Genomic DNA, 26,774 nt, shown 5'->3' on the forward strand with positions numbered 1-26,774 from the left:
CGCCCCCACTTTCCGGCCCTCGTCGCCCTGGTTCGCCTGGGGGGCGAACCCAATTCCCAGGCATCAAGGTCCTAATGATCGTCGTCGTCGTCGAGAGCCCGGCCAAGGCCAAGACCATCAACAAGTACCTCGGGTCCGGCTACACGGTTCTCGCCTCGTACGGCCACATCCGCGATCTGCCGTCCAAGGACGGCTCGGTCGAACCGGACAACGACTTCGCCATGAGCTGGGAAGTCGACGCCAAGGCCGCCAAGCGGATCGGCGACATCGTCGACGCCATGAAGGGCGCCGACGGCGTGATCCTGGCCACCGACCCCGACCGCGAAGGGGAAGCGATCAGCTGGCACGTGCTGGAGGTGCTGCAGAAGAAGAAGGCGATCAAGGACAAGACCGTCCAGCGCGTCACCTTCAACGCCATCACCAAGGCCTCGGTGCTCGAGGCCATGGCCCATCCGCGCGACATCGACATGGAACTGGTCGAGGCCTACCTCGCCCGCCGCGCCCTGGACTATCTGGTCGGCTTCACCCTCTCGCCCGTCCTGTGGCGCAAGCTGCCGGGCAGCCGCTCGGCCGGCCGCGTGCAGTCGGTCTGCCTGCGCCTGATCGTCGATCGCGAGCTGGAGATCGAGCGTTTCAAGACCCAGGAATACTGGACCGTCGAGGCCGACGTCACGGCCGGCGCCGAGCCGTTCCTGGCCCGCCTGGTCAAGCACGAGAACAAGAAGCTCACCAAGTTCGACCTGGGCAACGAGGGCTCGGCCCTGGCCGCCAAGGCCGCCGTGCAGAAGGCCACCTTCAAGGTCGCCGCGGTCGAGAAGAAGCCCGGCAAGCGCTCGCCCGCCCCGCCCTTCACCACCTCGACCCTGCAGCAGGAAGCCTCGCGCAAGCTGGGCTTCTCGGCCCAGCGCACCATGCAGGCCGCCCAGAAGCTGTACGAAGGCATCGACATCGGCGGCGAGACCGTCGGTCTGATCACCTACATGCGGACCGACGGCGTGTCGGTCGAGCCGGAAGGCATCGCCGAGGCGCGCAGCGTGATCGGCAACGTCTACGGCGCGCCCTACGTCCCCGAGACCCCGCGCTACTACAAGGCCAAGGCCAAGAACGCCCAGGAGGCCCACGAAGCCATCCGGCCGACCAGCCTGAACCGCAATCCGGCCTCGCTGCGGCTGGAGCCGGACCTGGCCCGCCTGTACGAGCTGATCTGGAAGCGGATGATCGCCTCGCAGATGGAGAGCGCCCGCATCGAGCGCACCACCGTCGACCTGGAGAGCGCCGACGGCCAGACCGGCATGCGCGCCACCGGCCAAGTGGTGCTGTTCCCCGGCTACCTCGCCGTCTACGAGGAAGGCCGCGACGACGAGGGCGACGAAGACTCCGCCCGCCTGCCGATGATCGAGGAAGGCGCCAGCGCCAAGGTGCTGGACGCCCGCGCCGACCAGCACTTCACCGAGCCGCCCCCGCGCTATTCGGAAGCCAGCCTCGTCAAGAAGATGGAAGAGCTGGGCATCGGCCGCCCCTCGACCTACGCCTCGGTCCTGACCGTGCTGCGCGACCGCGCCTATGTCAAAATGGAGAAGCAGCGCTTCATCCCCGAGGACAAGGGCCGGCTGGTCACCGCCTTCCTGGAGCAGTTCTTCCGCCGCTACGTGGAGTACGACTTCACCGCGGCCCTGGAAGAGCAGCTGGACCTGGTGTCGGACGGCAAGCTGGACTGGAAGCAGTTCCTGCGCGACTTCTGGAAGGACTTCGCGGCCGCGGTCGGCGAGATCGCCGAGCTGCGCACCACCAACGTCCTGGACGCCCTCAACGAGTCGCTGGGTCCGCACATCTTCCCCGACAAGGGCGACGGCTCCAATCCGCGTCTGTGCCCGACCTGCGGCACGGGCATGCTGTCGCTGAAGGTCGGCAAGTTCGGGGCGTTCATCGGCTGCTCGAACTATCCCGAATGCCGCTTCACCCGCCAGCTGGCCACCAGCGAGGGCGAAGGCGAGGCCGAGGCCGCCGACAAGGAGCTGGGGATCAACCCGGCGACCGGCCGCGCCGTGTGGCTGAAGAACGGCCGCTTCGGTCCCTATGTCGAGGAGCCGGCGGCGGCCGACAGCGGCGACAAGCCCAAACGCTCCAGCCTGCCCAAGGGCTGGACGGCGGCGGCGGTCGACCTGGAAAAGGCCCTGCGCCTGCTGTCCCTGCCCCGCGAGGTCGGCAAGCACCCGGACGACGGCAAGATCATCACCGCGGGCCTGGGCCGCTTTGGGCCGTTCGTGCTGCACGACGGCACCTACGCCAATCTGGAGAACCCGGAAGACGTCTTCGACATCGGCCTAAACCGCGCGGTGGCCCTGCTGGCCGACAAGCGGGCCGGCGGCGGGCGTCCGCAACGCGGCCAGGCCGCGGCCCTGGCCGAGCTGGGCAATCACCCGGATGACGGCAAGCCGATCCGCGTGCTGTCGGGTCGTTTCGGTCCCTACATCAAGCACGGCGACACCAACGCCAACGTGCCCAAGGGCGCCGATCCGGCGGCCTTGACCCTGGACGAGGCCGTGGCCCTGATCGCCGACCGCGTCGCCAAGGGCGGCGGCGGCAAGAAGCCCGCCAAGAAGGCGGCGGTGAAGAAGGCCCCGGCCAAGGCGAAAGCCGTCGCGGCCGACGGCGCCGCTCCGGCCAAGAAGGCGGCGGCCAAGAAACCGGCCGCCAAGAAGCCGGCGGCGAAGAAGCCCGCCGCGAAGAAGGCCAAGGCCGAGGCGTGACGCGCCTCGGCCGCTTGGTCGGAGGAAAATTGGGGGTTAAGCTGGGCTCATGACGTCGCTCGAACGCCCTCTGCCGCTGCCTGTCGTGGTCGTCATCCTGTCGGCGGTCAGCGTCGGCGGCTTCGCGTTCGGCCTCAAGAACGCCCTGCAGAAGAACGACCGCGAGGCGGTGTCGACCGCGCCGCTGGCCGAGGTTTCGGGCGTGCCGGTGCGCGAGGCCACGCCGGTGGTCGCCGAGGTCGCCCCGCCCCCGCCGGTCGAAGCCCCCAAGCCCAAGCCGGTCGAGGCGGTCGAGGCCCCGCCCGCCGAGGAGGCCCCGGTCGTCGAGGCCCCGCCCGTCGCGGCCGAGCCCGAGAAGAAGCCCGAAACCCCGCCGCAGACCCCGCCGCAGCGGATCGAGGATCTGTACTAGGGCTCAGCGTCCTGGCCGCCGTTCCGCGGCGAGCGCCACCGGCCGGACGTGCCGGTCAAGCAGCGCCAGATAGTCCGCCGCGTGGGTCTCGAGGGCGTGGTTGCCCGCGCCCGGTATGCTGACGAACATTTTCTTCGGCGCCGTCAGACCTTCCAGCCAGGCCCTGGCCATCGGCGCGGGCGCGCTGGTCCCCTCCTCGCCCTGGATCACGAACACGGGCACCGACAGGCGCGGCCCCAGCGACGCGTAGTCAAAACTCTCGCCCCAGGCGCGTCCCAGGACCTGATCGTTCCGCGCCGCGGCGGCCTGGGCGGCGGTGAGGTCAGCGACCGTCCAGTGCGGCGCGCTGAGCGCCTCCTGCATCGGGTTGGAGGGCACCGGACCGCGATACTTCACGAATGCTCTTTGGAAGGCGGCGATCCGGGCGGGATCGCGGGGCTCGCGAAACGGATCGGGCCCGCTGATCTTCAGGTCGGCCAGCGTGGCCTGGTCGCCGGCCGACGTCGCCAGCCGCAGCAGACGCTCATAGCCGAAGCGCTCGCGCTCGGCGCGGGGCTTCACGATCTGCCCAGCGCCCACATAGGCCGAGAACAGCCCCGGGCGGGCCATGACCATCTTCACGCCCAGGGTCGAACCGAAATTGACGCCCAGCAGCACGATCTTCGCCTTGCCGAGGCGATGGCGCAGGTAGCCCGTCAGGTCCAGGCCGTCCTGAACCAGCCGCTCGATCGTCAGGTCGGGACCGATCGTTCCGCCGGCCGCGACAAAGGTCTTGCCCGCGCCGCGCGGGTCCCACTGGACGACGGTGAAGTCCTTCTCCCAGGGCTGGAAGGTGCGGACATAGGGGCTGAGGATGGCGCCCGGCCCGTCGACCTGGGTCCCGCCGACGATCAGCAGCACGGGATTGGCCCGGTCCTCGCCCCGGATCGTCACCCACTGCCTGATCCCGCCGATCTCGACGAAGTCTTCCTCATCGACACCGTTGGGGGTGGTGATCGCGTAGGGATTTTCCGCGAGCGGCGGACTGGCGAAGGCCGGACTGGCCATGAGGAGAGAAACGCAGGCCGAGAGGCCGCGGAGAAACTTCGCACGACAGATCATGGCTTCCAATCCAATTACGCATGTAATCTGCGGGCGAGATTACGTGCGTAATTTCGATAGTCAACCCGGCGTTCGGCGTTCCTTTCCCTTGGCCATCCGCCCCCTTGCCGGGTTAAGCCAGGGACATGGCTAAACCCCGCTCGCCCAAGTCGTCCAAGTTCCCCGCCGCCTCCAAGACCGCGAAGCCGCCCGCCGGCCTGCCCGATCGCGAGACGCTGATCGCCTTCCTGCGCGACGCCGGCGAGGCCGGCAAAGCCGACATCGCCCGCCACTTCGGCCTGAAGGGCGCGGACCGCCGGGCCCTGCGCGAGATGTTGCGCGAACTGGAAGCCCAGGGCGCCCTGGGCAAGCGCGGACGGCGTGGTTTCGCGGAGGCCGGGGCGCTGCCCCCGGTCGGCGTGGTCGACGTGGTGGAACGCGACGCCGACGGCGATCTCTATGTCCGCCTGACCAAGGGCGGCGAGGACCTGCCCCAGGTGCGCCTGGCCCCGGGCAAGGGCGACGCCTCGGCGGGCGGCGCGCCGGGCATGGGCGACCGCCTGCTGGTCCGCTTCGAGCAACTCGAGAGCGGCGAGACCGAGGCCCGGCTGATCAAGCGCCTGGGCCAGAGCGCCCACAAGGTGCTGGGCGTCATCCGCAAGGTTCGCCGCGAGACCCGGGTCGAGCCGGTCGACCGCAAGTCCAAGGAAAGCCTGCTGCTCAACGAGCAGGAGGCCAAGGACCTCAAGGACGGCGACCTGGTGTTGGCCCAGGTGGGCACGGCCTCGGCCCGCTACGGCCCCAAGTTCGGCAAGGTGCTGGAGGTGGTGGGCAGCGAGGACGATCCGCGCGCCGCCTCGCTGATCGCCATCCACAGCCACGGCATCCCGACCGGCTTCAGCGAAGAGGCCGAGGCCGAGGCCGGCGCGGCCAAGCCGCCGACCCTGGAGGGCCGCGACGACCTGCGCGACCTGCCGTTCGTGACCATCGACCCGGTCGACGCCCGCGACCACGACGACGCCGTCTACGCCCATCCCGATCCGGACGCCGGCAATGTGGGCGGCTGGATCGTCTGGGTGGCCATCGCCGACGTCGCCGCCTATGTGCGCCCCGGCTCGGCCCTGGACCGCGACGCCCGCGAGAAGGGCAACAGCGTCTACTTCCCCGACCGGGTGGAGCCGATGCTGCCCGAGACCCTGTCCAACGGCCTGTGCAGCCTGCGCGAAGGCGAGAACCGCGCCACCCTGGCCGTGCGGATGGTGTTCGACGCCCAGGGCCGCAAGAAGAGCCACAAGTTCGTGCGCGGCCTGATGCGCAGCGCCGCCAAGCTGTCCTACGAGCAGGCCCAGGCCGCCATCGACGGGGTCGCCCCGCCCGACGGTCAGGACGGCGACAAGGCCGGTCCGCTGCTGGACCCGATCCTGCGCCCCCTGTGGGCCGCCTTCCGCCTGATGGGCAAGGGCCGCGAGCAGCGCTCGCCCCTGGCCATCGAGAGCGACGAGCGCCGCATCATCATCCAGGAAGGCGAGATCCAGTCGATCACCCGCCGCGCCAGCCTCGAGGCCCACAAGCTGATCGAGGAGATGATGATCCAGGCCAATGTCTGCGCGGCCGAAAGCCTGGAAGCCAAGCGCACGCCGCTGATCTACCGGGTGCACGACACGCCCAGCCAGGAAAAGGTCATGAGCCTGGTCGAGTTCCTGCAGACCCTGGAGGTCAAGTGGTCCAAGGGCGAGGCCCCGACCACGGCGCGCTTCAACAAGCTGCTGGACGACACCCGCGAGAGCCCGCACGCGGCGATCATCAACGAGGTGGTCCTGCGCACCCAGATGCAGGCCCACTATTCCAGCGACAACCTGGGTCACTTCGGCCTGAACCTGGCGCGCTACGCCCACTTCACCAGCCCGATCCGCCGCTACGCCGACCTGATCGTCCACCGGGCCCTGATCCGCGCCCTGGGCCTGGGCGACGACGGCCTGACCGACCAGGACATCTCACAGATCAAGGACACCGCCGAGGTCATCACCCACGCCGAGCGCCGGGCCATGGCCGCCGAGCGCGACGCCACCGACCGCTACATCGCCGCCTTCCTGTCCGACCGGGTGGGGGCGACCTTCGCCGGCCGGATCACCGGCGTGACGCGTTTCGGCCTGTTCGTGAAGCTGGACGAGACGGGCGCCGACGGCCTGGTGCCGGTCTCGACCCTGGGCGAGGAATATTTCGTCCACGATGACCGCATGCACGCCCTGGTCGGCGAGCGCACCGGCAAGCGCTTCCCGCTGGGCCTGGCGGTCGAGGTCAAGCTGCGCGAGGCCACCCCAGTGACCGGCGGCCTGCTGTTCGAGATGCTGACCGACGCCTTGCCGAACGATCCGAAGGCGCCGAAGCCGAGGCTGGGCATCCGCGGCAAGCCGGCCATCAAGCCCCGCGGGGGGCTGCCGAAGGGCGTGCGGCGGGGGAAGCGCAGATAACACCCTCTCCCAGAGGGAGAGGGTGTTTAGGGAAGAACCACTCTCGCCGCCTCTTCCAGCCGATCGGCCATCATCCGCTGGTCCGCCACCGACGGGTGCCAGTCGCAGGCGCCCAGGTCCATGCCGGTGATCCGCACCGGGGTCGCAAGACCCGGCGCCTCGGCGTCGACGGCGCTCGCCACCTGCTCCACATCGGCCGCGAAACTGTCCCCGGCGATCAGCAGGAAACGCGCCTGGGGCTGGCGCCGGGCCAGGTCGCGCACGAAGGCGGCATAGGCCCGGCGATAGTCGGCGCGCAGGGCCGTCTCGTCGGCCCAGGCCTCGCCGGGCGCGACGGGCGTCGAGAAGTCGTTCGTGCCCAGGCCGATGACGATCAGGTCGGGCCGCCAGGCCTCCGCCGGATCCATGCTGGGTTCGGCCTGGCCGGGGATCATCCGCGAATAGAGCACCGGCAGGGACTGGCCCGGCGCCGCGCCGCCGTAGTTTCGCACCACGCCCCGGCCGGAGAAGGCGACGATCCGGTAGTCGGCGTCCAGCCGGCGCGCCAGGATCGGACCGAAGGCCAGGCTGGTGTCGGTCAGGTCGTGGATCTCGGCCTGGGTGCAGCTGTGCTTGGCGGCGCGCACGCCGTAGCCGACGGTGTGGGAGTCGCCGATCACCTCGATCCGCCGCGAACGGCTCGGCGGCGGCAGGGCCTGGCCGCCCTTGCCGACGGTGAAGCCGAGGAACCGCGCCGAGCCCGTCTGGCTCTCGGTCAGCTTGTCCACCCGAACGACATGCTCGCCCGGGCCCAGGTCGTCGAAGCTCATGCGCGCGACGCCGGGCAGGTCAAGCTCGGTGCGGACCTTGCCGTCGATGCTGACCGCCAGGTGATCGAGCTGCGGATCGACCGCCACCTCGACCGAGCGCCCGGTGAAGCGCCCCTCGAAATAGACGCCGGGCCAGCCGAAGTCGTAGCCGCCCTCGGGCAAGGCCACGACCCGGCCGCCGATATTGGGCGTCAGGGCGGTCTGGGCCGCCGCCGGGCTCGACAGGGCCAGGGCCGCGACGGCGGCGAGAAACAGGAATCGCAAGCAAGTCTCCTTCGAAGCGCTCTGGGGACTACTTCTTCGCCAGATAGTCCAGGGCCAGCAGCACCTCGGCCTTCACCCCGGTCTCGAACACCGCCTCGTCGACGTCGAAATAGGGCGAGTGGTTGGCCGGGGCCGTGGCGGCGGGCACGCTGGCCGGGCGGCCGCCCAGCTGGATGAACACCGCCGGGGCCTTCTCGCCGTAGCGGGAGAAGTCCTCGGCCCCGGTGACCAGGGCCGCCTGGTCGTCGACCTTGCCGGGCGAGGCCTGCTCCAGCACCGGCTTGACCCAGGCCGACAGGGCCGGGTCGTTCGTGGTGACCGGATAGGGCTGGGTGAACACCGCCTGGGCTTTCGCGCCATAGCGGTCGCCGATGGCGGCCACGGTCTTCTGGACCTTGTCCATCACGTCGGCGCGCCGCTCCGCGTTGAAGGTGCGCAGGGTGCCGGTCATGGTCAGGTCTTCGGGGATGATGTTGTTGCGCACCCCCATGTTGATGGTCGCCACGGTCAGCACGGTGGGCGAGGCGCCGACGTCGACCTGGCGGGCGGCGATCTGGTTGAAGGCCTGGACGATGTCGGCCGCGACGCTGGCCATGTCGACGCCGGCCCAGGGCCGCGCCCCGTGGGTCTGCTTGCCCTTGACGGTGATCGTCAGGCGGTCGGAGCCCGCATAGAAGCCGCCGGCCCGGTAGTTCAGCGCGTGGGCGTCGCCGGGGCCGATGTGCAGGCCGAAGACGGCGTCGACCTTGGGGTGGTCCAGGGCGCCGTCGCGGATCATCAGGCCCGCCCCGCCCTCCTCGCCGGCCTGGGAGCCCTCCTCGGCCGGCTGGAAGATCAGCACCACAGTGCCGGGGATGTCGGCCTTCATGCCGGCCAGCACCGTCGCGGTTCCCAGCAGCATGGCCACGTGGGTGTCGTGGCCGCAGGCGTGCATGATCGGCAGGGTCCGACCCTCCCACTGGGCCGTGACCTTGGAGGCGAACGGCAGGCCGGTCTTTTCCTCGACCGGCAGGGCGTCCATGTCGGCGCGCAGGGCCACGACCTTACCGGGCTTGCCGCCCTTCAACACCCCGACCACGCCGGTGCGGCCCACGCCCTCGCGGACCTCGAAGCCCAGGGCGCGGAGCTCCTTGGCCACCAGGGCCGCCGTGCGGACCTCCTGGTTGCCCAGCTCGGGATGCTCGTGGATATCGCGCCGCCAGGCCACGACCTTGGGCTGGACGGCCTTGGCGGCGGCGGCCACCTGGGCGGCGGACGGCGCGGCGAGCGCGGGTCCGGCCAGCAACGCGGCGGCCAAGGCCAGCCCGGAAACCCTTGCGAACATGGCCATCCCCTCGATTCCTGAAATCCCCGCCGGGAGCTTGGGCGGGCGAGCGCGCGCCGGTCAAGCGCCGGGAATGGATTTGGGGACACGCCGCGAGGGCATGTCCCCGCCACGCGCTGGGGACATGCCCTTGCGGCGTGTCCCCGCTCCCTCACCGCCAGTTGCCCCTACGGACGGATGGCGTCGTCGTGAGTCGGGTCTAAGCTCGGAAGATGGACGAACCGATCGAAGCCAAGTTCGACACCCGCAACGACGGCGACGTCCGCGATCCGCGCGCCGGCGTGCTGAAGCCGCGCCATGCCGCCACCCTGATCGTGGTCCGCGACGACGGGCCCAAGCCGCGCCTGCTGATGGGCCGCCGCAACCGGGGCCTGGCCTTCATGGCCGACAAGTGGGTGTTCCCCGGCGGCCGGGTCGACCGCGGCGACTACCTCGCGCCGTCGGCCAGCGAACTGGCGCCCGAAACCGCGGCGCGCCTGAGCCTGGAGCCGCGCCACGCCAGTCCCCCCCGCCTGGCCCGCGCCCTGGCCCTGGCGGCGGTGCGCGAAACCTTCGAGGAGACTGGCCTGCTGCTGGCCCAGACAGCGCCCGAGCGGCCCGGCGCCGGGGCCTGGCGGCCGTTCCTGGCCCAGGGCGCCCTGCCCGACCTGGCGCCGCTGGCCTTCGTGGCCCGGGCCATCACCCCGCCCTATCGCACCCGCCGCTTCGACGCCCGGTTCTTCATGGCCCCCGCCAGCGCCCTGCTGAGCCTGGACCGCCAGCCCGACTGCGGCGAGCTGGACGAGATCGGCTGGTTCGACTTCGACCAGGCCCGCGCGCTGGACCTGCCCAACATCACCCGCTTCGTCGTCCACGAGGTGGCCCAGCGCCTGGCCGACCCTGGACGCCCGGCGCCGTTCATGCGCTTCCTGCGCGGGGCGCGGCAGTTGAGTTATCTCTAGAGCGCCCCAGGGAGCCCTTCGATGCTCGCCCTCGCTCTCGCCGCCGCCCTGGCGGGCCCGCCCGCCACGATCGACCAGATGGCCTGGCTGAAAGGCTGCTGGATCCAGACCAAGCCGGGCGGCGTGGTCGAGGAGCGGTGGATGGGTCCGGGCGGCGGCGTCATGCTGGGCATGGGCCGCACGCTCAAGGACGGCAAGCTGCGCGACTACGAATTCACCCGCATCGTCGAGGCCGACGGCTCGCTGGCCTACATGGCCGAGCCCTCGGGCCAGGAGAAGGCGACCTTCCCGCTCAAGAGCCTGACGCCGGAGATGGCGGTCTTCGAGAACCCCGCCCATGATTTTCCCCAGCGGGTGATCTATCGCCGCCTCGGCGCCGACGAGATCATCGGCCGGATCGAGGGGCAAATCGGCGGCCAGGCCAGGAGCGTCGATTTCCCCTACAAACGATGCGAGACCGGCAATTGACTTTGCGCCGCCGGTGAGTATGTTCCGCGCCTCTTATTTCGACCGCGTAGGGACCTGCGCGACCATCGCAGGGATTCGACCATGGCCAAACCGGCTTCCATCAAGATCCGCCTGAACTCGACGGCGGACACCGGCTTCTTCTACGTGACCAAGAAGAACGCCCGCACCAAGACCGAAAAGATGGTGCTGAAGAAGTACGATCCGGTCATCCGCAAGCACGTCGAATTCAAGGAAGGCAAGATCAAGTAGATCTTGCGTCCAACGCGATGTGACAAGACGCCCGGCTGCGAAGCCGGGCGTTTTTCGTTTAGGTCGTCTTGTTTTCGCCGCCGAGGGCAGGCCTAGCTGGACCATGCGTCGACTTCCGCTTTCCTCCCTCTGGCTGGCCGTTGTTTTGCTGTTTGGCGCCGGTTCGCCGCTGGCTCACGTGGCCCAGGCTCACGCCGCCACGCCGGTCTACGGCTACGAGGTGGTCCGCACCTATCCCCACGACCCCAACGCCTTCACCGAAGGCCTCTTCCTGCGGGACGGCTTTCTGTACGAGAGCACGGGCCTGGAGGGCGCCTCGTCGATCCGCAAGATCGTGCTGGAGACCGGCGGCGTCGAGAACGAGCGCTCGATTTCCAGCCAATACTTCGGCGAGGGCATCGTCGACTGGAAGGACCGGCTGATCGAGCTGACCTGGAAACACCAGATCGGCTTCGTCTACGGCCTCGACGACTTCGAGGCGCGCGGCGAATTCAGCTATGAGGGCGAAGGCTGGGCCCTGACCCGCGACGACAAGCGGCTGATCATGAGCGACGGAACGTCGCGCCTGCGGTTCCTGGATCCGGAGACCCTGAAGGAGACCGGCGGGATCACCGTCACCGACGAGGGCCGGCCGGTGGATCAGCTGAACGAGCTGGAATGGGTCAAGGGCGAGATCTTGGCCAACATCTGGAAGAGCGACCGCATCGCCCGCATCGACCCGGCGAGCGGCAAGGTGACCGGCTGGATCGACTTGACGGGCCTGCTGCCGTTGGAGGATCGCGCGCGCACCGACGTGCTGAACGGCATCGCCTACGACGCCAAGGCCGACCGGCTGATCGTGACGGGCAAGCTGTGGCCGCGGATGTACGAGATCAGGGTGGTGGCGAAGCCCTGACGGGGACATGCCCTCGCGGCGTGTCCCCATCGGTTATCGCGGCGCCTGGAAATGGGGGACACGCCGCAAGGGCATGTCCCCGGCCGTGCTAGGCCGCCTTGCCCACCACGGCGTTGCGGCCGGACTTCTTGGCCTCGTACACCGCCTCGTCGGCCCGCTTCATCAGGGTTTCGGGGGTGTCGTCCGGGCCGCTGGTGGCCGAGACGCCAATCGAGATGGTCACGGTCAGCAGCTCGCTGCCCTGGGCGACGCGGAACGGCGAGCCGGAGACGTGCATGCGGATCCGCTCGGCGATGCGCAGGGCGTCGGCCAGCTGGGTGTCGGGCATGATCACCGTGAACTCCTCGCCGCCGTAGCGGCAAGGCAGGTCGATGGCGCGGACGTTGGAGGCCAGACGCAGGGCGAACTCGCGCAGCACCTCGTCGCCGACGTCGTGGCCGAAGCCGTCGTTGATCTTCTTGAAGTGGTCGATGTCGATCAGCAGGGCCGCGACCGGGTCGCCGCCCAGGGCCGCGCGCTTGACCAGCGAGTCGAGCTGGCCGGACATGTAGCGGCGATTGTGCAGGCCGGTGAGCTGATCGGTGACCGCCAGCTCCAGGCTGTGGTCGAGGTTCTGGCGCAGGTAGTCGGTATAGCGCTTGCGCTGGATCTGGGTCTTCACCCGGGCCGACAGCTCCTGCGGATCGATCGGCCGGGGCAGGATGTCATTGATGCCGATCTCCAGCGCCTTGACCAGGCGCTGGCGCTCGTCGGGATCGACCATGGCCAGGATCGGCAGGTGGCGGGTGCGCTCGTCCGACCGCAGCGAGGCGGCGAAGCGCAGGCCGTCGAAGCCCTTGGCCGCGGCGTTGATGATCACCAGGTCGACCGGTCCGCCGGCGCTGATCTGGGCCTTCACGGGATCGGACTCGACCACCGGGCGGTGTTCGACCGCCAGCTCGGCGGCCACGCGCTGGGCCTGGCGTTCGTTGTCGTCGACCACCAGCACCCGGCCGCCCAGGCCGTCCAGGCGCGAGGCGGCGCCGGCGATCACGCCCATGCGCCGGCCCGAGGCCTCGCGCTGGCGCAGTTCGTCGATCACCAGCTTGAAGCGGGTCAGGCTGCGCACGCGGGCGAACAGCATGACGTCGTCGATCGGCTTGGTCAGAAAGTCCGAGGCGCCCGCCTCCAGCCCCTGGATGCGGTCGGCGCGGCCGTCCAGCGCCGTGACCAGCACCACCGGGATGTGGCGGGTGGTCGGATCTTCCTTGAGCTTCTTGCAGACGGTGAAGCCGTCCATGCCGGGCATCATCACGTCCAGCAGGATCACGTCGGGCAGCTCGCTGGCCGCCAGGGTCAGGGCGGTGGGGCCGTCATGGGCGACCGAGACCTGGTAATATTCCGCCGACAGCTTGGCCTCGAGCAGGCGGACATTGGCCTCGATGTCGTCGACGACCAGGATGCGCGCGCTCACGAGCCTACCTCTCCAGCAACCGGCGAATGGTGTCCAGGAAGTGCGACACCGAGATGGGCTTGGAGATATAGGCCTCGCAGCCGCCCTCACGGATGCGTTCCTCGTCGCCCTTCATGGCGAATGCCGTAACGGCGACGACGGGGATATGTGACAGATCGTCATCCTCCTTGAGCCACTTGGTGACTTCAAGGCCGGAGATCTCGGGCAGCTGGATATCCATCAGGATCAGGTCCGGACGGTGCTCGCGGGCGATCGACAGAGCCTGCAGGCCCTCGCGGGTCTGCAGGGTCTCATAGCCCTGGGCTTCGAGCAGATCATGAAAGAGTTTCATGTTCAGCTCGTTATCCTCGACGATGAGGACCTTCTTCGTCATCCTGACCCCGACCATTCCGGTCCGTGGCGACGCGTGAGGGATTCGCGTCGCTTCTGGATTCCAGATCGCACGAATATCCTTAAGCCCGCGCTAATCGCGTTTATCTCGGCCAATCGCAGATCATGGAACCCAGTTTTTCCGACCTTCAGACCTGCATCGTGCGCCCGGACGCGCCGCTGGTCATCGTCGATGTCGACGAGGTCCTCGCGCGGTTCATGCATGGCTTCGGAACGTTCATCGGACGCCACGGATTCGAGCTGCGATTCGACCGCTACGCCCTGTTCCAGAACATCTATCGCCCCGGCGAGACCGAGCATGTGGACCTGATCGCCGGCCGGGCGCTGTTCAACGACTTCTTCCGCGACGGGGCCGACGACCTGCTGCCGGCCGAGGGCGCGGCCGACGCCCTGGCCGACCTGTCGACCCGCGCCGACGTGGTGATCCTGACCAACGCCCCCGAGCACGGCCGCCAATCGCGCGCCCGCTGGCTGAAGACCCATGGCTTCGACTATCCGCTGGTGATCAACAGCGGTCCCAAGGGGCCGTCGGCGGCCCACCTGTCCGAGCGGACGGCTTCGCCGTCGGCGTTCATCGACGACCTGCTGCCGCAGCTGGACTCGGTGGCGGAAAGCGCGCCGTGGGTGAACCGCTTCCAGATGGTGGCCGACGAGCGGCTGCGCCCCCTGGCCCCCAGCGATCCCGAGCGGCACGCGCGGATCGACCTGTGGCCGGACCTGAAGACGGCCATCGAGCGCAAGCTGTTCCGATGAAAGCGCTGTGCCGCGACTGCCTGGCGACGGGCGAGACCAAGGTCTCGCGCTGTCCGTCCTGCGGTTCGCCGCGGGTGATCTTCCACGAGGAGCTGGGCCAACTGTCCATGGCGCACCTGGACTGCGACGCCTTCTATGCGTCGGTCGAGAAGCGCGACGACCCGTCCCTGCGCGACAAGCCGGTGATCGTCGGCGGCGGCAAGCGCGGGGTGGTGACGACCGCCTGCTACATCGCGCGCATGAGCGGCCCCCGCTCGGCCATGCCGATGTACAAGGCGCTGAAGCTGTGCCCCGACGCGGTGGTCATCAAGCCCAACTTCGCCAAGTACAAGCACGAGAGCCGGCGGATCATGGCCAAGCTGGAGGCCCTGACGCCCCTGGTGCAGCCGCTGTCGCTGGACGAGGCCTGGATCGACCTGTCGGGCACCGAGCGCCTGCACGGCGCCCCGCCGGCGGTGATGCTGGCCCGGGTCCAGCGCGAGATCGAGGCCGAGGTCGGGATCACCGTCTCGATCGGCCTGGCTCCCAACAAGTTCCTGGCCAAGATCGCCTCGGAGCTGGACAAGCCGCGCGGCTTCTCGGTGATCGGGGCGGCGGGGATCGTCGAGTTCCTGGCCCCGCGGCCGGTGTCGATCCTGCCCGGCGTCGGCCCCGCCACCGTCACGGCCCTGGCCTCGGAGGGCCTGCGAACGGTCGGCGACATCGCCAACGCCGACCTCAAATGGCTGGTCAAGGTGTTGGGCTCGGGCGGCCTGCGGCTGCACCACCTGGCCCACGGCCGCGACACCCGGCTGGTCGATCCCGACCAGGAGCGCAAGACGATCAGCGCCGAGACCACGTTCAACGATGACCTCTACAAGCGCGAGGACCTCGAGGACGAGTTGTGGCCGCTGTGCGAGAAGGTCGCCCGCCAGGCCCGGGCCGGCGGGGTGGCGGGCCGCGTGGCCACGCTGAAACTGCGCACGCCCGACTTCAAGATCCACACCCGCCGGCGCACCCTGCCCGTGCCGATCCAGACCGCGCGGACCCTTTTCCAGGTGGCGCGCGAGCTGCTGGCGGCCGAGCCGGGAGGCCTGCACTACCGCCTGATCGGCGCGGGCCTGACCGACTTCGTGCCCGCCGAAGGCGCGGCCGACGACTTCTTCGCCGGCGAGGAGCGCAAGGCGCTGAAGAGCGAGACGGTGATCGACGGGCTGCGGGGGAAGTACGGGGCGGGGGCCGTGGTGAGTGGAAGGGCGCTGAAGGGAAAATAGTGGCTCACCCACTTGCCCCCACCTGACCGCTTCGCGGTCTGTCCGCCCCCATAGGGGGCGGAGGCCGCGCACCTCCTCTTCCCCCTATGGGGGAAGACGATCGCGAAGCGATCCGTAGGGGGCAAGTGTTCGCCCCCACCAAACCCTACATCAGCGAGCCCTTGCCGCTGGTCACTTCGGTATAGCGGTGCACCCGCACGGCCTGGACCAGGCCGAACCCGACCATGACCGTCAGCATCACGGTGCCGCCATAGCTCAGCATCGGCATGGGCACGCCCACCACCGGGGCCATGCCCATGACCATCGCGCCGTTGATCAGCACGTAGAGGGCGAAAGTGGCCGTCACCCCGGCCGCCGACAGGCGTCCGAAGTGGCTGTGGCTGATCGAGGCGATGCGCAGGGCCATGAAGATCGCCACGCCGTACAGGAACAGCACGCTGAAGCAGCCGATGAAGCCGAACTCCTCGGCCAGGGTGGCGAAGATGAAGTCGGTCTGCTTCTCGGGCAGGAAGTTCAGCTGGCTTTGCGAGCCCAGGCCGAAGCCCTTGCCCATCAGCCCGCCCGAGCCCAGGGCGATCTTCGACTGCATGATGTGGTAGCCGTCGCCCGACGGGTCCTTCTCCGGGTCCATGAAGGTCAGGATCCGGTTGCGCTGATAGTCGTGCAGCACGAAGAAGATGAACGGCGGCAGGGCGGCCAGGGCGCCGACCATCCCGACGATGATCAGCCTCAGCGACAGGCCGGCCAGCACCATGACCGCCAGGCCCGGCAGGGCGATCAGCATCGCCGTGCCCAGGTCGGGCTGGTGGGCCACCAGCAGGACCGGCATGCCGATCAGGACGGCCGGGATCAGCAGCTTCCAGGACAGCCGGGCGCTGTCGGCCGACAGGCCGTGATAGTAGCGGGCCAGGGCCAGGACGACGCCGATCTTCATCACTTCGGACGGCTGGAAGCGGACCGGTCCGAGCACCAGCCAGCGCTGCGCGCCCAGCGAGGAGTCGCCGACCAGGGCCACCGCCACCAGCAGCAGCAGCCCGACCCCGTAGATCGGATAGGCCAGGCTGAACCAGACCCGCAGGTCGACCATGGCCAGGATGATCATCATCACGAAATAGACGCCGAAGCGCAGCAGGTGCTTGTCGGCCCACGGCTCCCAGGAACCGCCGGCGATCGAAAACAGCATGAGCGCCCCGGTGCCGGCGATCAGGCACAGGACCAGACACAGGGTCCAGTCGATCTCCATGAACTTGATGATCGGCCGATCGCGTTCGCCAGGCCGGCTGAGGCCGCCGCTGAGGGTCATCGGGGAGCTCCGGGGACGGGAGGCGCGGGAATGGTGGGGGTCGCGGGGGCCGGCGACGGCGGCGGCGCGCCCACGATCGGATCGTCGGGCGCGGCGCCCTCGACCGAGCCGTCGGGCGTGGTTTCGACAGGCTCTTCGGGCATCGGCATGGGCCGCTCGATGCGGGCGCGGACCTCGGGATCCTTCAGCAGCGCCACGCGCATCACCTCGCGAGCCCGCGGGGCGCCGGCGGTGGCGCCGCCCAGGCCGCCGTGCTCGATGATCACGGCCACGGCGTAGCGCGGGTCGTCATAGGGGGCGAAGGCCACGAACAGGTTGTGGTCCTTGAGCCGCCAGGCGACGCTGGTGCTCTTGCGGTTGGCGACCTTGTCGTAGCTGCGCACCTGGGCCGTGCCGGTCTTGCCGGCCATCTTCACGTCGCCCAGGCCCAGCTGGCTCTGCCGGTAGGCGGTGCCGCGCACGTCGTTCGCCACGGCCTCCATGCCGCCGCGCACATAGGTCAGGTGCTCCTGGCTGAACGGCAGGTCGGGCACGGCCGCGCCGCTGGGCTGCTCGACGCCGCCGACCGACTTGATCAGGCGCGGGTTGAGCGCCTTCTTGCTGTTGGCCAGGCGGGCGGTCATCACGGCCAGCTGCAGGGCGTTGACGCTCAAGGCCCCCTGCCCGATCCCGTAGCTGGGCGTTTCGCCCGGAAACCAGATCTGGTTGGCCGGATTCTTCTTGTTGGCCCGCTTCTTCCAGGCCCGGTCGGGCACCAGGCCCTTCTTCTGGCCCGGAATGCCGATGTCGAAGGTCTCGCCGAAGCCCATCGCGCGCGCGGCCGTGGCGATGGCGTCCGGACCGATCTTCAGCGAGGTCTGGTAGAAGTAGATGTCGCACGAGTTCTTGATGGCCTCGTGCATGTTCTGCGAGCCGTGGCCGCCCTTTTCCCAGCACCGCCAGGTCCGCCCGCCGTAGTACCAGCTGCCGCCGCAGTTCACGCGAACCTCGGGATCGATCCCGGCGGTCAGGGCGGCCAGGCCGACGGTGGGCTTGAAGGTCGAACCGGGCGGGAAGTTGCCGCTCAGCGCCTTGTCCAGCAGCGGCTTGCGCTCGTATTCGGCCAGCGCCTTGTATTCCGGACCCGACAGGCCCTTCACGAACCGGTTGGCGTCGAAGCTGGGGGCCGAGACCATGGCCAGCAGGTCGCCGTTGCGGATGTCCATCACGACGATGGCGCCGCTTTCGTCGCCCATCACCTCCAGGGCGCGGTTCTGGATGTCGGCGTCCAGGGTCAGCCGCACTTCCTTGCCCGGGGTGGGCGGGATGTCGCCCTCGGGGTCCAGGCGCACCACGCGGCCCTGGGCGTCGACCTCGGCCTTGGTGGCGCCGGGACGGCCGCGCAGCTCGCGGTCCAGGGCCTTTTCGACGCCCTGCTTGCCGATCCGGAACCCCGGATGGTGCAGCAGGTCCTGGTCCTGGGTCGGATCGGACTTGGCCTTTTCCAGGTCGCGGTCGGAAACCTTGGCCACATAGCCGATCACGTGGGCGAAGGCCCCGCCGAACGGATAGACCCGCACCTCGCCCATGTCGGCGGTCACGCCGGGCAGCTCGGGCGCGCGGATGTTGACGCGGGAGAATTCCTCCCAGGTCATGTCCTCCATCACCGCCACCGGGGCCTTCCTGGGCGCACGGGCGATGTCCTTGATCAGCCGGGCCCGGCGCGTGCCGTCGATCGGCACCAGAAGGGCCAGGTCGTCCAGGGTGGCCTCGACGTCGAAGTCCTTGGATTCCTTGGTGACCATCAGCCGGAAGTTCGGGCGGTTCGAGGCCAGGGCCACGCCGTTGCGGTCCAGGATCAGGCCGCGCGGCGGGGGCATCAGGCGGTAGTTGAACTGGTTGCCGGCCGAAAGCTTCTGGTAGCGCCGGGCCTCGACCAGCTGCAGCTGGGCCAGGCGTCCGCCCAGGGCCAGCAGACCGCCGCCGGCCAGGCCGCCCATCAGGAACGCCCGACGGTGGAAGACCCCCTGCCGCTCGTTGACCTCGAAGAAGAAGATTGACGGTTCGCTCATGGCGTCACCGGAACCGAACGTCCGCGTCCTCGAACCGGTCGATCAGCCGGTGGGCGAACGGGAACAACAGGGCCGTGACCAGAAACTGCCAGAACACCGCCAGCAGGCTGGGCATGGCCAGGCTGTCGAGCATGCTGAACAGGAATCCGGCGGCCATGGCCACCGCGGTGACCCCGCCGAACCAGGCCCACATCATCGGCCGGCTCTGGCCGGTCATCATGTTGCGGCCGGTCAGGGCGGTGGCGTAGGCGACCAGCAGCGACAGGCCCCACAGGCCGGTCGGTCCGCCCCAGAACATGTCCAGGAACAGGCCCAGCAGCAGCAGGGCGAAAGGCGCCAGGATCGACGGTCGGATCAGGGCCCAGGCGAAGGCCGGCACCATGGCGAACACCGGCTCGGGCAGTTGCAGGCCGTAGATGCGGATCGGCGCGGCGAAGGCGATGGTCGCCAGCACGCAGAATAGGGCGGGCACGCCCAGCCACCGGCCGGGATGCAGAGGCCGCGCGCCGCCCACCCTAGATCCCCCCGCCGGTCGGCTGCCCCGCCGTCGGCTTCAGGGCCGCCGGTCTCGGGGCCGGCGTCGTCGCGGGCTTGGCGGCGGGCGGCGGCGGCGTGGAGGTCGTCGGAGCGGCCGGCTTAGGCGGCGTCGTGCCCGGAGTCGCGGCGCCCGTCTGGGCCGGCGGCTTGGCGGTGGCGGCCGGGCCCAGGATCGAGACGTCGGGATCCTCGGTGGTGACCGGCGGCAGGCTGCGGGTCAGCAGGGCCTTCTGGTCGGCCAGCTGCGAGAAGTCCTTGAACAGCAGGATGCGGACATAGTCGATGGCGCTGTCGTCGGCGAACAGCACCACGCGCCAACGGCCGTCCAGGCCCTTGACCGCCGCGCCCACCGGCAGGCCGCGCGGCACCACGCCGCCGTCGCCCGACGTGACGACCCGGTCGCCTTCCTTGATCGGATCGACGCCGCGCAGGTATTCGAGCTTCGGATTGGGGCCGCCGTCGCCGGTCAGGATGGCGCGGGCGTTGGTGCGGTCGATCATCACCGGCGTGCGCGAGGCGATGTCGGTCAGCAGCAGCACGCGGCTGGCCCCGTGGGCCACGCCGACCACGCGGCCGACCAAGCCGCGCTCGTTCATCACCGGATTGCCGACCACCACGCCCTTTTCCGCGCCGGCGTCGGCCAGGCGGGTGTTGGCGAACGGGCCGCGGGTGTCGCTGACCACCCGGGCGGCGACCATCGGGATCGGCGGATCGGTGCGCAGGCCCAGCAGCGTGCGGTAGCTCTGGTTCTTGTCGACCTCGGCCAGGTACTGGTCGCGATAGCCGCGCATCTCCTTCAGCTCGGCCTTCAGCCGGCGGTTTTCGGACGCGGTGAAGAAGTAGCTGCTGATGAAGTCGACGCCCAGGCCGGTCCAGCGCCCCGGGGCGGCGATCACGCCGCTGACCGGCTTGGACACCGTGTCGACCGTCTGACGGGTGACGCCATAGGCCTGTTGCTGAAGGGTCTCGCGCCGATCGGCCAGCAGGAACGCCACCGCGATCACGATCGCGACGATCAACGCCACGGCCGCGGTCCAGGTAAGCGGCACTTTCAGGTCGCCGAGCGGACCTTCGCGAAAGGGCACGTACTAGTTCTCCCGACGCCCCCCGCGGCGTCCAGATGGAATTGACGCCTAGGCGAGAGTCGATTCAAGCACGCCCTTCATCCACTTGGGATGCTCGAGCACCTTGCCGCAGCCCAGGGCCACGCACGACAGCGGATCGTCGGCCACGGTGACCGGCAGGCCGGTGTGGTCGCGGATCTCGGCGTCCAGGCCGCGCAGCAGCGCGCCGCCGCCGGTCAGCATGATGCCCTTGTCGGCGATGTCGCTGGCCAGTTCCGGCGGCGTGGCTTCCAGGGCCACCTTCACGGCTTCGACGATCTGCCCGACCGGTTCGGCCAGGGCGTCGGCGGCCTGCTTTTCCGAAATGCGCACTTCGCGCGGCACGCCCTGCATCAGGTCGCGGCCCTTGACGTCGATCGACAGGCCCTCGCCGTCGGCCGGGGCGCGGGCGGTGCCGATTTCCTTCTTGATGCGCTCGGCGGTCGTTTCGCCGATCAGCAGGTTATGGTGGCGACGCATGTAGCTGATGATCGCCTCGTCCATCTTGTCGCCGCCGACGCGGACCGAGCGCGAATAGACGATCCCCGACAGCGACAGCACGGCCACCTCGGTGGTGCCCCCGCCGATGTCGACGACCATCGAGCCGGTCGGCTCGTGGATCGGCAGGCCGGCGCCGATCGCGGCGGCCATCGGCTCGTCGATCAGACCCACGCGGCGGGCCGAGGCGTTCAGGCAGCTGTCGTTGATCGCGCGGCGTTCCACGGCGGTGGCGCCCGACGGCACGCAGACGATGACCTTGGGGTTCACGAAGCCCTTGCGGTTGTGAACCTTGCGGATGAAGTACTTGATCATCTCCTCGGCGACTTCGAAGTCGGCGATGACCCCGTCGCGCATCGGGCGAATGGCTTCCATGTGGCCCGGCGTGCGGCCCAGCATCTGCTTGGCCTCGATCCCCACGGCGTGAACGATCTTGCGGCCGCCGACATTGCGCAGCGCGACCACCGACGGCTCGTTCAGAACGATGCCCTTGCCCTTCATGTAGATGAGGGTGTTGGCGGTGCCCAGGTCGATGGCGATGTCGTTGGAGATGACGCCGAAGAGGGAAGAAAACATTGAAAGCCCTGACTGAGGGGATAAGGGGCGAGGCGGCTGGGTCTTTAGAAAGCGAAGGCGGCGGGTATGCGAAACGGAGCCATTTGCGCCGGCGAACCGGTGAAGGCGAAGGGAAAAGATGGCTCCTACTTCAATTCCTAAGGAGGACAACATGATTCCCGCGAAATGCGGGGTTATGTCCCACTGACGAGCGCCTGCCGCACGACGGGAGCGCTGGCCCCCGCCGCGCCGTCGTCTGACTGCCACGAAGCTGCCGACGAAGCCCGTTTGCCCTGCGAAAGCGTTGATTTCAAGGTCTATTACACCCCTTGGATCACCTGTTTGCGCAGAACGGCGGCGCGGGGGGTTTCATCGCAGAAACATGGCGTTTTCTAGCCGAGCGCCGCCATGGCCACGCCGGCCGCCGCGACCAGGCCGAAGATCATCTGGACGGCGGTCAGCCGCTCCGCGAACAGACGGCGTCCCGCCAGGGCGGCAAGGGGCATCTCGATCACCCCGACCGCCCTCACCGGCCCCACGGGACTGAACGCCATGGCCGTGAACCACAGGCCCGAGGCCGCCGCGCCGCAGAATCCCGCCCCCAGCGACCGCCGCCAGGCCTTGACCACCTCGACCAGGGCGTCGGGATTGCGCGTGGCCAGGAAGGCGGTCAGGGCCGCCGACTGGATGGCCTGGACCACCATCACCGTCACCAGTGCCGACACGACCGGATGAGCGGGCTCGAAGATCAGCGCGGCCTGACGGAAGCAGTTGGCGCAGAGGGCGAAGGCCGCGCCCGAGGCCAGGCCCGCCGTCACCGCGCCGCGCCGCATCGGCGTCTCGCCCCGCGGCCAGGTCAGCACCGCCAGCCCCGCCGTGGCCACCAGTCCGCCGCCCCAGGTCACGGCCGACACCTTGTCGCCGAACAGCAGCACGCCCCAGACCAGGGCGAACGGCAGGCCGCTCTGCTGCAAGGCCGTGCCCAGGGCGAAGGACGATCGGTGCATGGCCGTCAGTTGGGCGGCGGTGGCGCAGATCTGCAGGGCCGCCCCGGCGAGGCAGGCCAGCCAGAACGGCGCCGTGGCGTGGGCGCTCGCCCCCGGAGTCGCCAGCCAGGCGGCGGCGGCGAACACCGTGGCGAACGGCAGGCCGAACAGGAACCGCACCAGGGTCGCGCCCCAGGGCCCAGCCCCGCCCATCACCGAGCGCTGGGCGGCGTTGCGGGCCACCTGGAAGGCCGCCGCGGCGATGGTGATGGGGATCCAGATCATGACGGTCCCTTATGCCGCTTCGTGGCGGCGGAGCGGCTCGCGACTCGGCCGTTCGGCGGCGAGCAGCGGGTCACGAAGCCCTTCAACCCCCAACCACCGTCATCCCGGGCCTTGTGCCCGGGACCCCTGGTGCAGCCCGCACGTGAATTGCCGTGGCGCGCCAGCGCGCCATTGCTCCGCACGAGCGCCGGACAACGGGTTCCCGGGCGCAAGGCCCGGGATGACGGTCGAAAGGGGGAGGGAAAACGAAACTAGGCCCTAGAACCCGCTGGCGATCGCGGCTTCCGGCCGGCTCTTTTCCTTGCGCGCCATGAGGTTGTTCAGGGCGTTGACATAGGCCTTGGCCGAGGCGGTCAGGGTGTCGGTGTCGGCGGCCTGGCCGGTGGCGATGCGGCCGTCTTCCTCCAGACGGACCGAGACCTGGGCCTGGGCGTCGGTGCCCTCGGTCACCGCGTGCACCTGGAACAGGCGCAGGGCGGCGTTGTGCGGCACGATCTGCTGGATGGCGTTGAACACCGCGTCGACCGGACCGTCGCCCGAGGCCTGCGAGGTCTTCACCTCGCCGTCGACTTCCAGGGTCAGCTCGGCCGACTGGCCGTCGGTGCCGGCCACCACGCGCAGGCGCTGGACGCGGATGCGCTCGGAGCCGCGCGCCAGGGCGTCGTCGACCAGGGCGATGATGTCGTCGTCGTAGACGTGCTTCTTGCGGTCGGCCAGGTCCTTGAAGCGGCCGAAAGCCTCCTTCAGGGCGTTCTGGCCCAGCTCGTAGCCCAGGTCCTTCAGCTTGGCGCGGAAGGCGTGGCTGCCCGAGTGCTTGCCCATGACCAGGCTGGACGGCGCCTGGCCGACCGATTCGGGGGTCATGATCTCGTAGGTCTCGCGGTTCTTCAGCATCCCGTCCTGGTGGATGCCGCTTTCGTGCGCGAAGGCGTTCTTGCCGACGATGGCCTTGTTGTACTGGACCGGAAAGCCGGTGATGGCCGAGACGTAGCGGCTGGCGCGGGTGATGTGGGTGGTGTCGATCCGGGTCTCGAAGGGCAGCTTGTCGCCGCGCACCTTCAGGGCCATCACGATCTCTTCCAGCGCCGCGTTGCCGGCCCGCTCGCCCAGGCCGTTGATCGCGCACTCGATCTGGCGCGCCCCGCCCTGCACGCCCGCCAGGCTGTTGGCGACGGCCAGGCCCAGGTCGTTGTGACAGTGGGTCGAGAAGATCACCTTGTCGGCGCCCTCGACGTTCTGGGTCATCCAGCTGAACAGGTCGGCATACTCCGACGGGTAGGTGTAGCCGACGGTGTCGGGCAGGTTGATCGTCGTGGCGCCGGCCTTGATGGCGGTCTCGATGGCGCGGCGCAGGAACTGGCGGTCGCTGCGGGTGGCGTCCTCGGCCGACCACTCGACGTCGTCGCGCAGGTTGCGGGCATGGGTCACCGAGCGGGCGATCACGTCGATGACGGCGTCCGGCTCCATCTGCAGCTTGTGCTTCATATGCAGGTCGCTGGTGGCGATCACCACGTGGATGCGGCCGCGCTGGGTGCCCTTCAGGGCCTCCGCGCATCTATCGATATCCACCTGGTGGGCGCGGCACAGGCCGGCGATGGTGGAGTTCTTGACGATCTTGGCGATCTCGCGGACCGCTTCGAAGTCGCCGTTCGAGGCGATCGGGAAGCCGGCCTCGATGACGTCGACCCCCATCTCCTCGAGGATCTTGGCCAGTTCCAGCTTTTCGTCGTGCGACATCGAGGCGCCCGGCGACTGCTCGCCGTCGCGCATGGTGGTGTCAAAAATGACGACGTTGTCGCGCTTGTCGAAAGCTGCGGGCGATACGGAGTTCATGGGTCTACTCGTCGGAAGGGTGTCTGCGTGGGGGCGGCGGCGGGTTTAGTCATCCCCTGCGCGCCCGGCCACGACGATGCGCGGCCCCTAGAGCGCCCAGGGGTTGGTAAGCCGAAGCAGAAGCAGTTGGCGCGCGACGTTCATGACTGCTTTCTACACAGCAGCCCAAAAACCAGCAAGCTTTTTGCTTTATTCGAGCAATTCGCCGCATACAGAGCAATTTTCGACCGGGACGCGCCGTGATCGGGGCCGACTCTGTCGCGAGATCGGAGCTTCGCGCGTCAAACGCCCCGGCGATGACGTTCACGGGGCGCGAACCGCCCTCGCCCCAGCCCGTCTAGTCCGCCGCCGCTTCGCGCTTCTTGAGCCAGGCGCGGGCGACCAGGCCGGCGGCGATCCAGACCGCCACCGCGACGATCAGCATGACGATGTGCCGGTTGCCGCCGCCCTTGAGGGCCTGGACGATCGAATTGCCGGCGAAGGCGGTCAGGGCGATCTTCGGGACGATGCCGACGGCGGTGCCGGCCGCGAAGTCGCGCAGCTTCATCGGCGTGACCCCGGCGGCCATGTTGACCACGATGAACGGGGCCGAGGGCACCAGCCGGACGATCAGGCTGGCCAGGAAGCCGTTCTTGCCGATCAGCTTCATGAACTTGGCCACGCCGTCGCCGGCCAAGTCCTTCAGCAGGCGGCCGCCGAACGTGCGTCCCAGCCAGAACCCGACCAGGGACGAGACCAGGGTCCCGATCCAGCTGTAGGCGAAGCCGGTCCAGGGCCCGAACGCCACCACCGCCGCGGCGATCAGCACGAACTGCGGCACCCCGATGAAGGCCAGGGCCGCGAAGGCCCCGACCGCGACCGGCAAGGCCCAGGGCCCATGCGCCGCGCCCAGCCACTGCTCGACCGTGACCTCGCCGTTCAGGCCCAGCAGCTGGGCGCCGAACAGGAACACCACCCCCACCCCGCCGAACAGCACGAACGACACGGCGACCGTGCGCCAGGCCCTGGCGTCCATGTTGGTGAAGAAGTCGATCAGGCGACGAAGCATCCGCCTGCCTCGCCCATGGCCCAAGCGCGGTCAAGAGGAAGGGCGCGGTCAAGGGGGCGGGGTCAAGCACGGCGCGAACGCAAATCGCCCGCCGAACGCTCATTTTGTCGTCACGCTTCCCGTGGCGCGGGCCGCATCAAGGTTAAGTTTCCCTCAACACGACATTCCCGTTGCGAAGCTGTCGTAAGGCGCGGCTAAGTTATCCACAGGCTCCTGACCTAGCGGAAGGCGCCGTGGACAGGATACGTTTTCTTGGGGAGGAGCGTCGGACGTGAAAACCCTGGCTGTGATTTCCCGCAAGGGCGGGGCCGGCAAGACGACTCTGTCGATCAATCTGAGCCTTACCGCCCATCTGGCGGGATGGAAGACCCTGCTGGCCGACATCGATCCGCAGCGCTCGGCCTCGGACGCCCTGCGGGCGCGCGGCGAGCCCGGCCCCAGCCTGGCCGAGATCAACGCCGGCAAGCTGTTCCAGACCCGCTCCCAGGCGGTGCACGACGCCTATGACGTGATGCTGATCGACACGCCCGCCGCGCCGGACGCCGACGTCGCCGTGGCGGTCAATTCCGCCGACCTGTGCCTGCTGGTCTGCCGCCCGACCTTCCTGGACATCGCCTCGGTCGCCCGCTCGGCCGAGATGGTCCGGCGACTGGGCAAGGCGGGGCTGATCGTGCTGAACCAGGCGCCGTCCAGGCGCGCCGGGCTGGAGCCGGCCAGCGTGCAGCAGGCCGTCGAGGCGCTGCGCTTCTGCGGCCTGCCCATCGCGCCGATCGGCCTGCGCTCGCGGGCCATCTATCAGCAGGCGATCGCCCGCGGTCTGTCGGTCGGCGAATGGGACAGCCAGGCGCCGGCCGCCCAGGAGATCGACCGGCTCTGGAGCCATGTCGCCGCCCTGCTGACCCTGGATGGTCGTGGGCGAGACGCCCGCGCCGTCTGAACACTTCGCCCAGCCGCGTTTCCCTGGCGGGCCAACGGTTGCGGCCTAATTTCGCACCGGCGTCAAATAATCCACAGGTTGAAGTTCTGTTCATACCTTCGCCATAACAGTTGCACACCTTGGGGA

At 69.2% G+C, this 26,774-nt stretch carries 23 protein-coding genes; 10 read left to right on the forward strand and 13 right to left on the reverse strand.

All coding sequences use genetic code 11. The annotated features are described in order from the left end of the window. The first annotated feature begins 74 nt into the window (after nucleotides 1-74). Nucleotides 75-2,750, forward strand: coding sequence for a type I DNA topoisomerase (gene topA, locus ASD38_RS08035; RefSeq protein WP_056459161.1), 2,676 nt, complete (start codon nucleotides 75-77; stop codon nucleotides 2,748-2,750). Nucleotides 2,751-2,799: 49 nt separating this feature from the next. Continuing rightward, on the forward strand, nucleotides 2,800-3,162 hold the full coding sequence (locus ASD38_RS08040; protein ID WP_056441506.1) for a hypothetical protein: 363 nt from the start codon (nucleotides 2,800-2,802) through the stop codon (nucleotides 3,160-3,162). Nucleotides 3,163-3,165: 3 nt separating this feature from the next. Here the strand turns inward: ASD38_RS08040 and ASD38_RS08045 are convergent, their stop codons facing one another. After that, nucleotides 3,166-4,209, reverse strand: coding sequence for an alpha/beta fold hydrolase (locus ASD38_RS08045; protein WP_056459165.1), 1,044 nt, complete (start codon nucleotides 4,207-4,209; stop codon nucleotides 3,166-3,168). A 179-nt stretch (nucleotides 4,210-4,388) separates the two neighbouring features. Here ASD38_RS08045 and rnr point away from each other — a divergent pair, with 179 nt between their 5' ends. Continuing rightward, nucleotides 4,389-6,713, forward strand: coding sequence for a ribonuclease R (rnr, locus tag ASD38_RS08050; RefSeq protein WP_056459168.1), 2,325 nt, complete (start codon nucleotides 4,389-4,391; stop codon nucleotides 6,711-6,713). A 26-nt stretch (nucleotides 6,714-6,739) separates the two neighbouring features. On the opposite strand, the gene ASD38_RS08055 is transcribed toward rnr, so the two are convergent. Together ASD38_RS08055 and ASD38_RS08060 are read right to left on the reverse strand one after the other, a co-directional pair. After that, nucleotides 6,740-7,786 carry an SGNH/GDSL hydrolase family protein gene (locus ASD38_RS08055; protein ID WP_056459172.1) on the reverse strand — a complete coding sequence of 349 codons (1,047 nt, stop codon included), beginning with the start codon at nucleotides 7,784-7,786 and terminating at the stop codon, nucleotides 6,740-6,742. Between the two features lie 28 nt (nucleotides 7,787-7,814). Then, nucleotides 7,815-9,110, reverse strand: a complete 1,296-nt coding sequence (locus tag ASD38_RS08060; protein WP_056459643.1) for an amidohydrolase — start codon at nucleotides 9,108-9,110, stop codon at nucleotides 7,815-7,817. 212 nt (nucleotides 9,111-9,322) lie between these two features. On the opposite strand from ASD38_RS08060, the gene ASD38_RS08065 reads away from it, so the two are divergent. The 4 genes from ASD38_RS08065 to ASD38_RS08080 all read left to right on the forward strand — a co-directional run bounded on the left by ASD38_RS08065 (nucleotide 9,323) and on the right by ASD38_RS08080 (nucleotide 11,663). After that, nucleotides 9,323-10,051, forward strand: a complete 729-nt coding sequence (locus ASD38_RS08065; RefSeq protein ID WP_056459175.1) for an NUDIX hydrolase — start codon at nucleotides 9,323-9,325, stop codon at nucleotides 10,049-10,051. Nucleotides 10,052-10,072: 21 nt separating this feature from the next. Further along, on the forward strand, nucleotides 10,073-10,519 hold the full coding sequence (locus ASD38_RS08070) for a DUF6265 family protein (RefSeq protein ID WP_056441522.1): 447 nt from the start codon (nucleotides 10,073-10,075) through the stop codon (nucleotides 10,517-10,519). An 81-nt stretch (nucleotides 10,520-10,600) separates the two neighbouring features. Further along, a complete protein-coding gene (gene rpmG, locus ASD38_RS08075) occupies nucleotides 10,601-10,768 on the forward strand; it encodes a 50S ribosomal protein L33 (RefSeq protein WP_007673017.1) in 168 nt (55 codons plus the stop codon). A 103-nt stretch (nucleotides 10,769-10,871) separates the two neighbouring features. Further along, complete coding sequence (locus ASD38_RS08080; RefSeq protein ID WP_056459179.1) at nucleotides 10,872-11,663, forward strand: glutaminyl-peptide cyclotransferase; 792 nt, start codon at nucleotides 10,872-10,874, stop codon at nucleotides 11,661-11,663. A gap of 88 nt (nucleotides 11,664-11,751) precedes the next feature. On the opposite strand, the gene ASD38_RS08085 is transcribed toward ASD38_RS08080, so the two are convergent. Beyond that, the gene (locus ASD38_RS08085; protein ID WP_056441528.1) at nucleotides 11,752-13,116 is read right to left on the reverse strand and encodes a PleD family two-component system response regulator; all 1,365 of its coding nucleotides are present in this window, start codon (nucleotides 13,114-13,116) and stop codon (nucleotides 11,752-11,754) included. 4 nt (nucleotides 13,117-13,120) lie between these two features. Beyond that, nucleotides 13,121-13,489, reverse strand: a complete 369-nt coding sequence (gene divK, locus ASD38_RS08090) for a cell-cycle response regulator DivK (protein ID WP_029916211.1) — start codon at nucleotides 13,487-13,489, stop codon at nucleotides 13,121-13,123. 122 nt (nucleotides 13,490-13,611) lie between these two features. Here divK and ASD38_RS08095 point away from each other — a divergent pair, with 122 nt between their 5' ends. Beyond that, the gene (locus ASD38_RS08095; RefSeq protein WP_056441531.1) at nucleotides 13,612-14,259 is read left to right on the forward strand and encodes a hypothetical protein; all 648 of its coding nucleotides are present in this window, start codon (nucleotides 13,612-13,614) and stop codon (nucleotides 14,257-14,259) included. After that, nucleotides 14,256-15,512, forward strand: coding sequence for a DNA polymerase IV (locus tag ASD38_RS08100; protein ID WP_056441534.1), 1,257 nt, complete (start codon nucleotides 14,256-14,258; stop codon nucleotides 15,510-15,512). Before ASD38_RS08095 ends, ASD38_RS08100 begins: the two co-directional genes overlap by 4 nt. A 145-nt stretch (nucleotides 15,513-15,657) precedes the next feature. On the opposite strand, the gene rodA is transcribed toward ASD38_RS08100, so the two are convergent. From rodA to ASD38_RS08140, 8 genes are all read right to left on the reverse strand, one after another. After that, nucleotides 15,658-16,815, reverse strand: coding sequence for a rod shape-determining protein RodA (gene rodA / locus ASD38_RS08105; RefSeq protein WP_056441537.1), 1,158 nt, complete (start codon nucleotides 16,813-16,815; stop codon nucleotides 15,658-15,660). Further along, entirely contained in the window at nucleotides 16,812-18,866 is a 2,055-nt protein-coding gene (gene mrdA, locus ASD38_RS08110; protein ID WP_056459182.1) for a penicillin-binding protein 2, read from the reverse strand. The genes rodA and mrdA overlap by 4 nt, the downstream gene beginning before the upstream one ends. 4 nt (nucleotides 18,867-18,870) lie before the next feature. Further along, entirely contained in the window at nucleotides 18,871-19,380 is a 510-nt protein-coding gene (locus ASD38_RS08115) for a hypothetical protein (protein WP_056441543.1), read from the reverse strand. A gap of 1 nt (nucleotide 19,381) precedes the next feature. Beyond that, nucleotides 19,382-20,488, reverse strand: a complete 1,107-nt coding sequence (mreC, locus tag ASD38_RS08120; protein WP_056459185.1) for a rod shape-determining protein MreC — start codon at nucleotides 20,486-20,488, stop codon at nucleotides 19,382-19,384. 48 nt (nucleotides 20,489-20,536) lie between these two features. Next, a complete protein-coding gene (locus ASD38_RS08125) occupies nucleotides 20,537-21,580 on the reverse strand; it encodes a rod shape-determining protein (protein WP_004623009.1) in 1,044 nt (347 codons plus the stop codon). A gap of 371 nt (nucleotides 21,581-21,951) precedes the next feature. Continuing rightward, entirely contained in the window at nucleotides 21,952-22,830 is an 879-nt protein-coding gene (locus tag ASD38_RS08130; RefSeq protein ID WP_056459189.1) for a DMT family transporter, read from the reverse strand. 258 nt (nucleotides 22,831-23,088) lie between these two features. Next, a complete protein-coding gene (locus tag ASD38_RS08135) occupies nucleotides 23,089-24,663 on the reverse strand; it encodes a 2-isopropylmalate synthase (protein WP_056441552.1) in 1,575 nt (524 codons plus the stop codon). A gap of 337 nt (nucleotides 24,664-25,000) precedes the next feature. Then, nucleotides 25,001-25,711: a TVP38/TMEM64 family protein gene (locus ASD38_RS08140; RefSeq protein WP_056441553.1), complete on the reverse strand. Its 711-nt coding sequence runs from the start codon at nucleotides 25,709-25,711 to the stop codon at nucleotides 25,001-25,003. 271 nt (nucleotides 25,712-25,982) lie between these two features. On the opposite strand from ASD38_RS08140, the gene ASD38_RS08145 reads away from it, so the two are divergent. After that, complete coding sequence (locus ASD38_RS08145; RefSeq protein ID WP_056441554.1) at nucleotides 25,983-26,648, forward strand: AAA family ATPase; 666 nt, start codon at nucleotides 25,983-25,985, stop codon at nucleotides 26,646-26,648. Nucleotides 26,649-26,774 lie beyond the last annotated feature (126 nt).

It is taken from the genome of Caulobacter sp. Root487D2Y (genome assembly GCF_001427165.1).
Taxonomy (GTDB): domain Bacteria; phylum Pseudomonadota; class Alphaproteobacteria; order Caulobacterales; family Caulobacteraceae; genus Caulobacter.

Bases quoted from the DNA above. Each gene is read 5' to 3' on its own strand.
- topA (WP_056459161.1), top strand. From the start codon at position 75: ATGATCGTCGTCGTCGTCGAGAGCCCGGCCAAGGCCAAGACCATCAAC.
- ASD38_RS08040 (WP_056441506.1), top strand. From the start codon at position 2,800: ATGACGTCGCTCGAACGCCCTCTGCCGCTGCCTGTCGTGGTCGTCATC.
- ASD38_RS08045 (WP_056459165.1), bottom strand. From the start codon at position 4,209: ATGGCCAGTCCGGCCTTCGCCAGTCCGCCGCTCGCGGAAAATCCCTAC.
- rnr (WP_056459168.1), top strand. From the start codon at position 4,389: ATGGCTAAACCCCGCTCGCCCAAGTCGTCCAAGTTCCCCGCCGCCTCC.
- ASD38_RS08060 (WP_056459643.1), bottom strand. From the start codon at position 9,110: ATGTTCGCAAGGGTTTCCGGGCTGGCCTTGGCCGCCGCGTTGCTGGCC.
- ASD38_RS08065 (WP_056459175.1), top strand. From the start codon at position 9,323: ATGGACGAACCGATCGAAGCCAAGTTCGACACCCGCAACGACGGCGAC.
- ASD38_RS08070 (WP_056441522.1), top strand. From the start codon at position 10,073: ATGCTCGCCCTCGCTCTCGCCGCCGCCCTGGCGGGCCCGCCCGCCACG.
- rpmG (WP_007673017.1), top strand. From the start codon at position 10,601: ATGGCCAAACCGGCTTCCATCAAGATCCGCCTGAACTCGACGGCGGAC.
- ASD38_RS08080 (WP_056459179.1), top strand. From the start codon at position 10,872: ATGCGTCGACTTCCGCTTTCCTCCCTCTGGCTGGCCGTTGTTTTGCTG.
- divK (WP_029916211.1), bottom strand. From the start codon at position 13,489: ATGACGAAGAAGGTCCTCATCGTCGAGGATAACGAGCTGAACATGAAA.
- ASD38_RS08095 (WP_056441531.1), top strand. From the start codon at position 13,612: ATGGAACCCAGTTTTTCCGACCTTCAGACCTGCATCGTGCGCCCGGAC.
- ASD38_RS08100 (WP_056441534.1), top strand. From the start codon at position 14,256: ATGAAAGCGCTGTGCCGCGACTGCCTGGCGACGGGCGAGACCAAGGTC.
- rodA (WP_056441537.1), bottom strand. From the start codon at position 16,815: ATGACCCTCAGCGGCGGCCTCAGCCGGCCTGGCGAACGCGATCGGCCG.
- mrdA (WP_056459182.1), bottom strand. From the start codon at position 18,866: ATGAGCGAACCGTCAATCTTCTTCTTCGAGGTCAACGAGCGGCAGGGG.
- ASD38_RS08125 (WP_004623009.1), bottom strand. From the start codon at position 21,580: ATGTTTTCTTCCCTCTTCGGCGTCATCTCCAACGACATCGCCATCGAC.
- ASD38_RS08130 (WP_056459189.1), bottom strand. From the start codon at position 22,830: ATGATCTGGATCCCCATCACCATCGCCGCGGCGGCCTTCCAGGTGGCC.
- ASD38_RS08135 (WP_056441552.1), bottom strand. From the start codon at position 24,663: ATGAACTCCGTATCGCCCGCAGCTTTCGACAAGCGCGACAACGTCGTC.
- ASD38_RS08140 (WP_056441553.1), bottom strand. From the start codon at position 25,711: ATGCTTCGTCGCCTGATCGACTTCTTCACCAACATGGACGCCAGGGCC.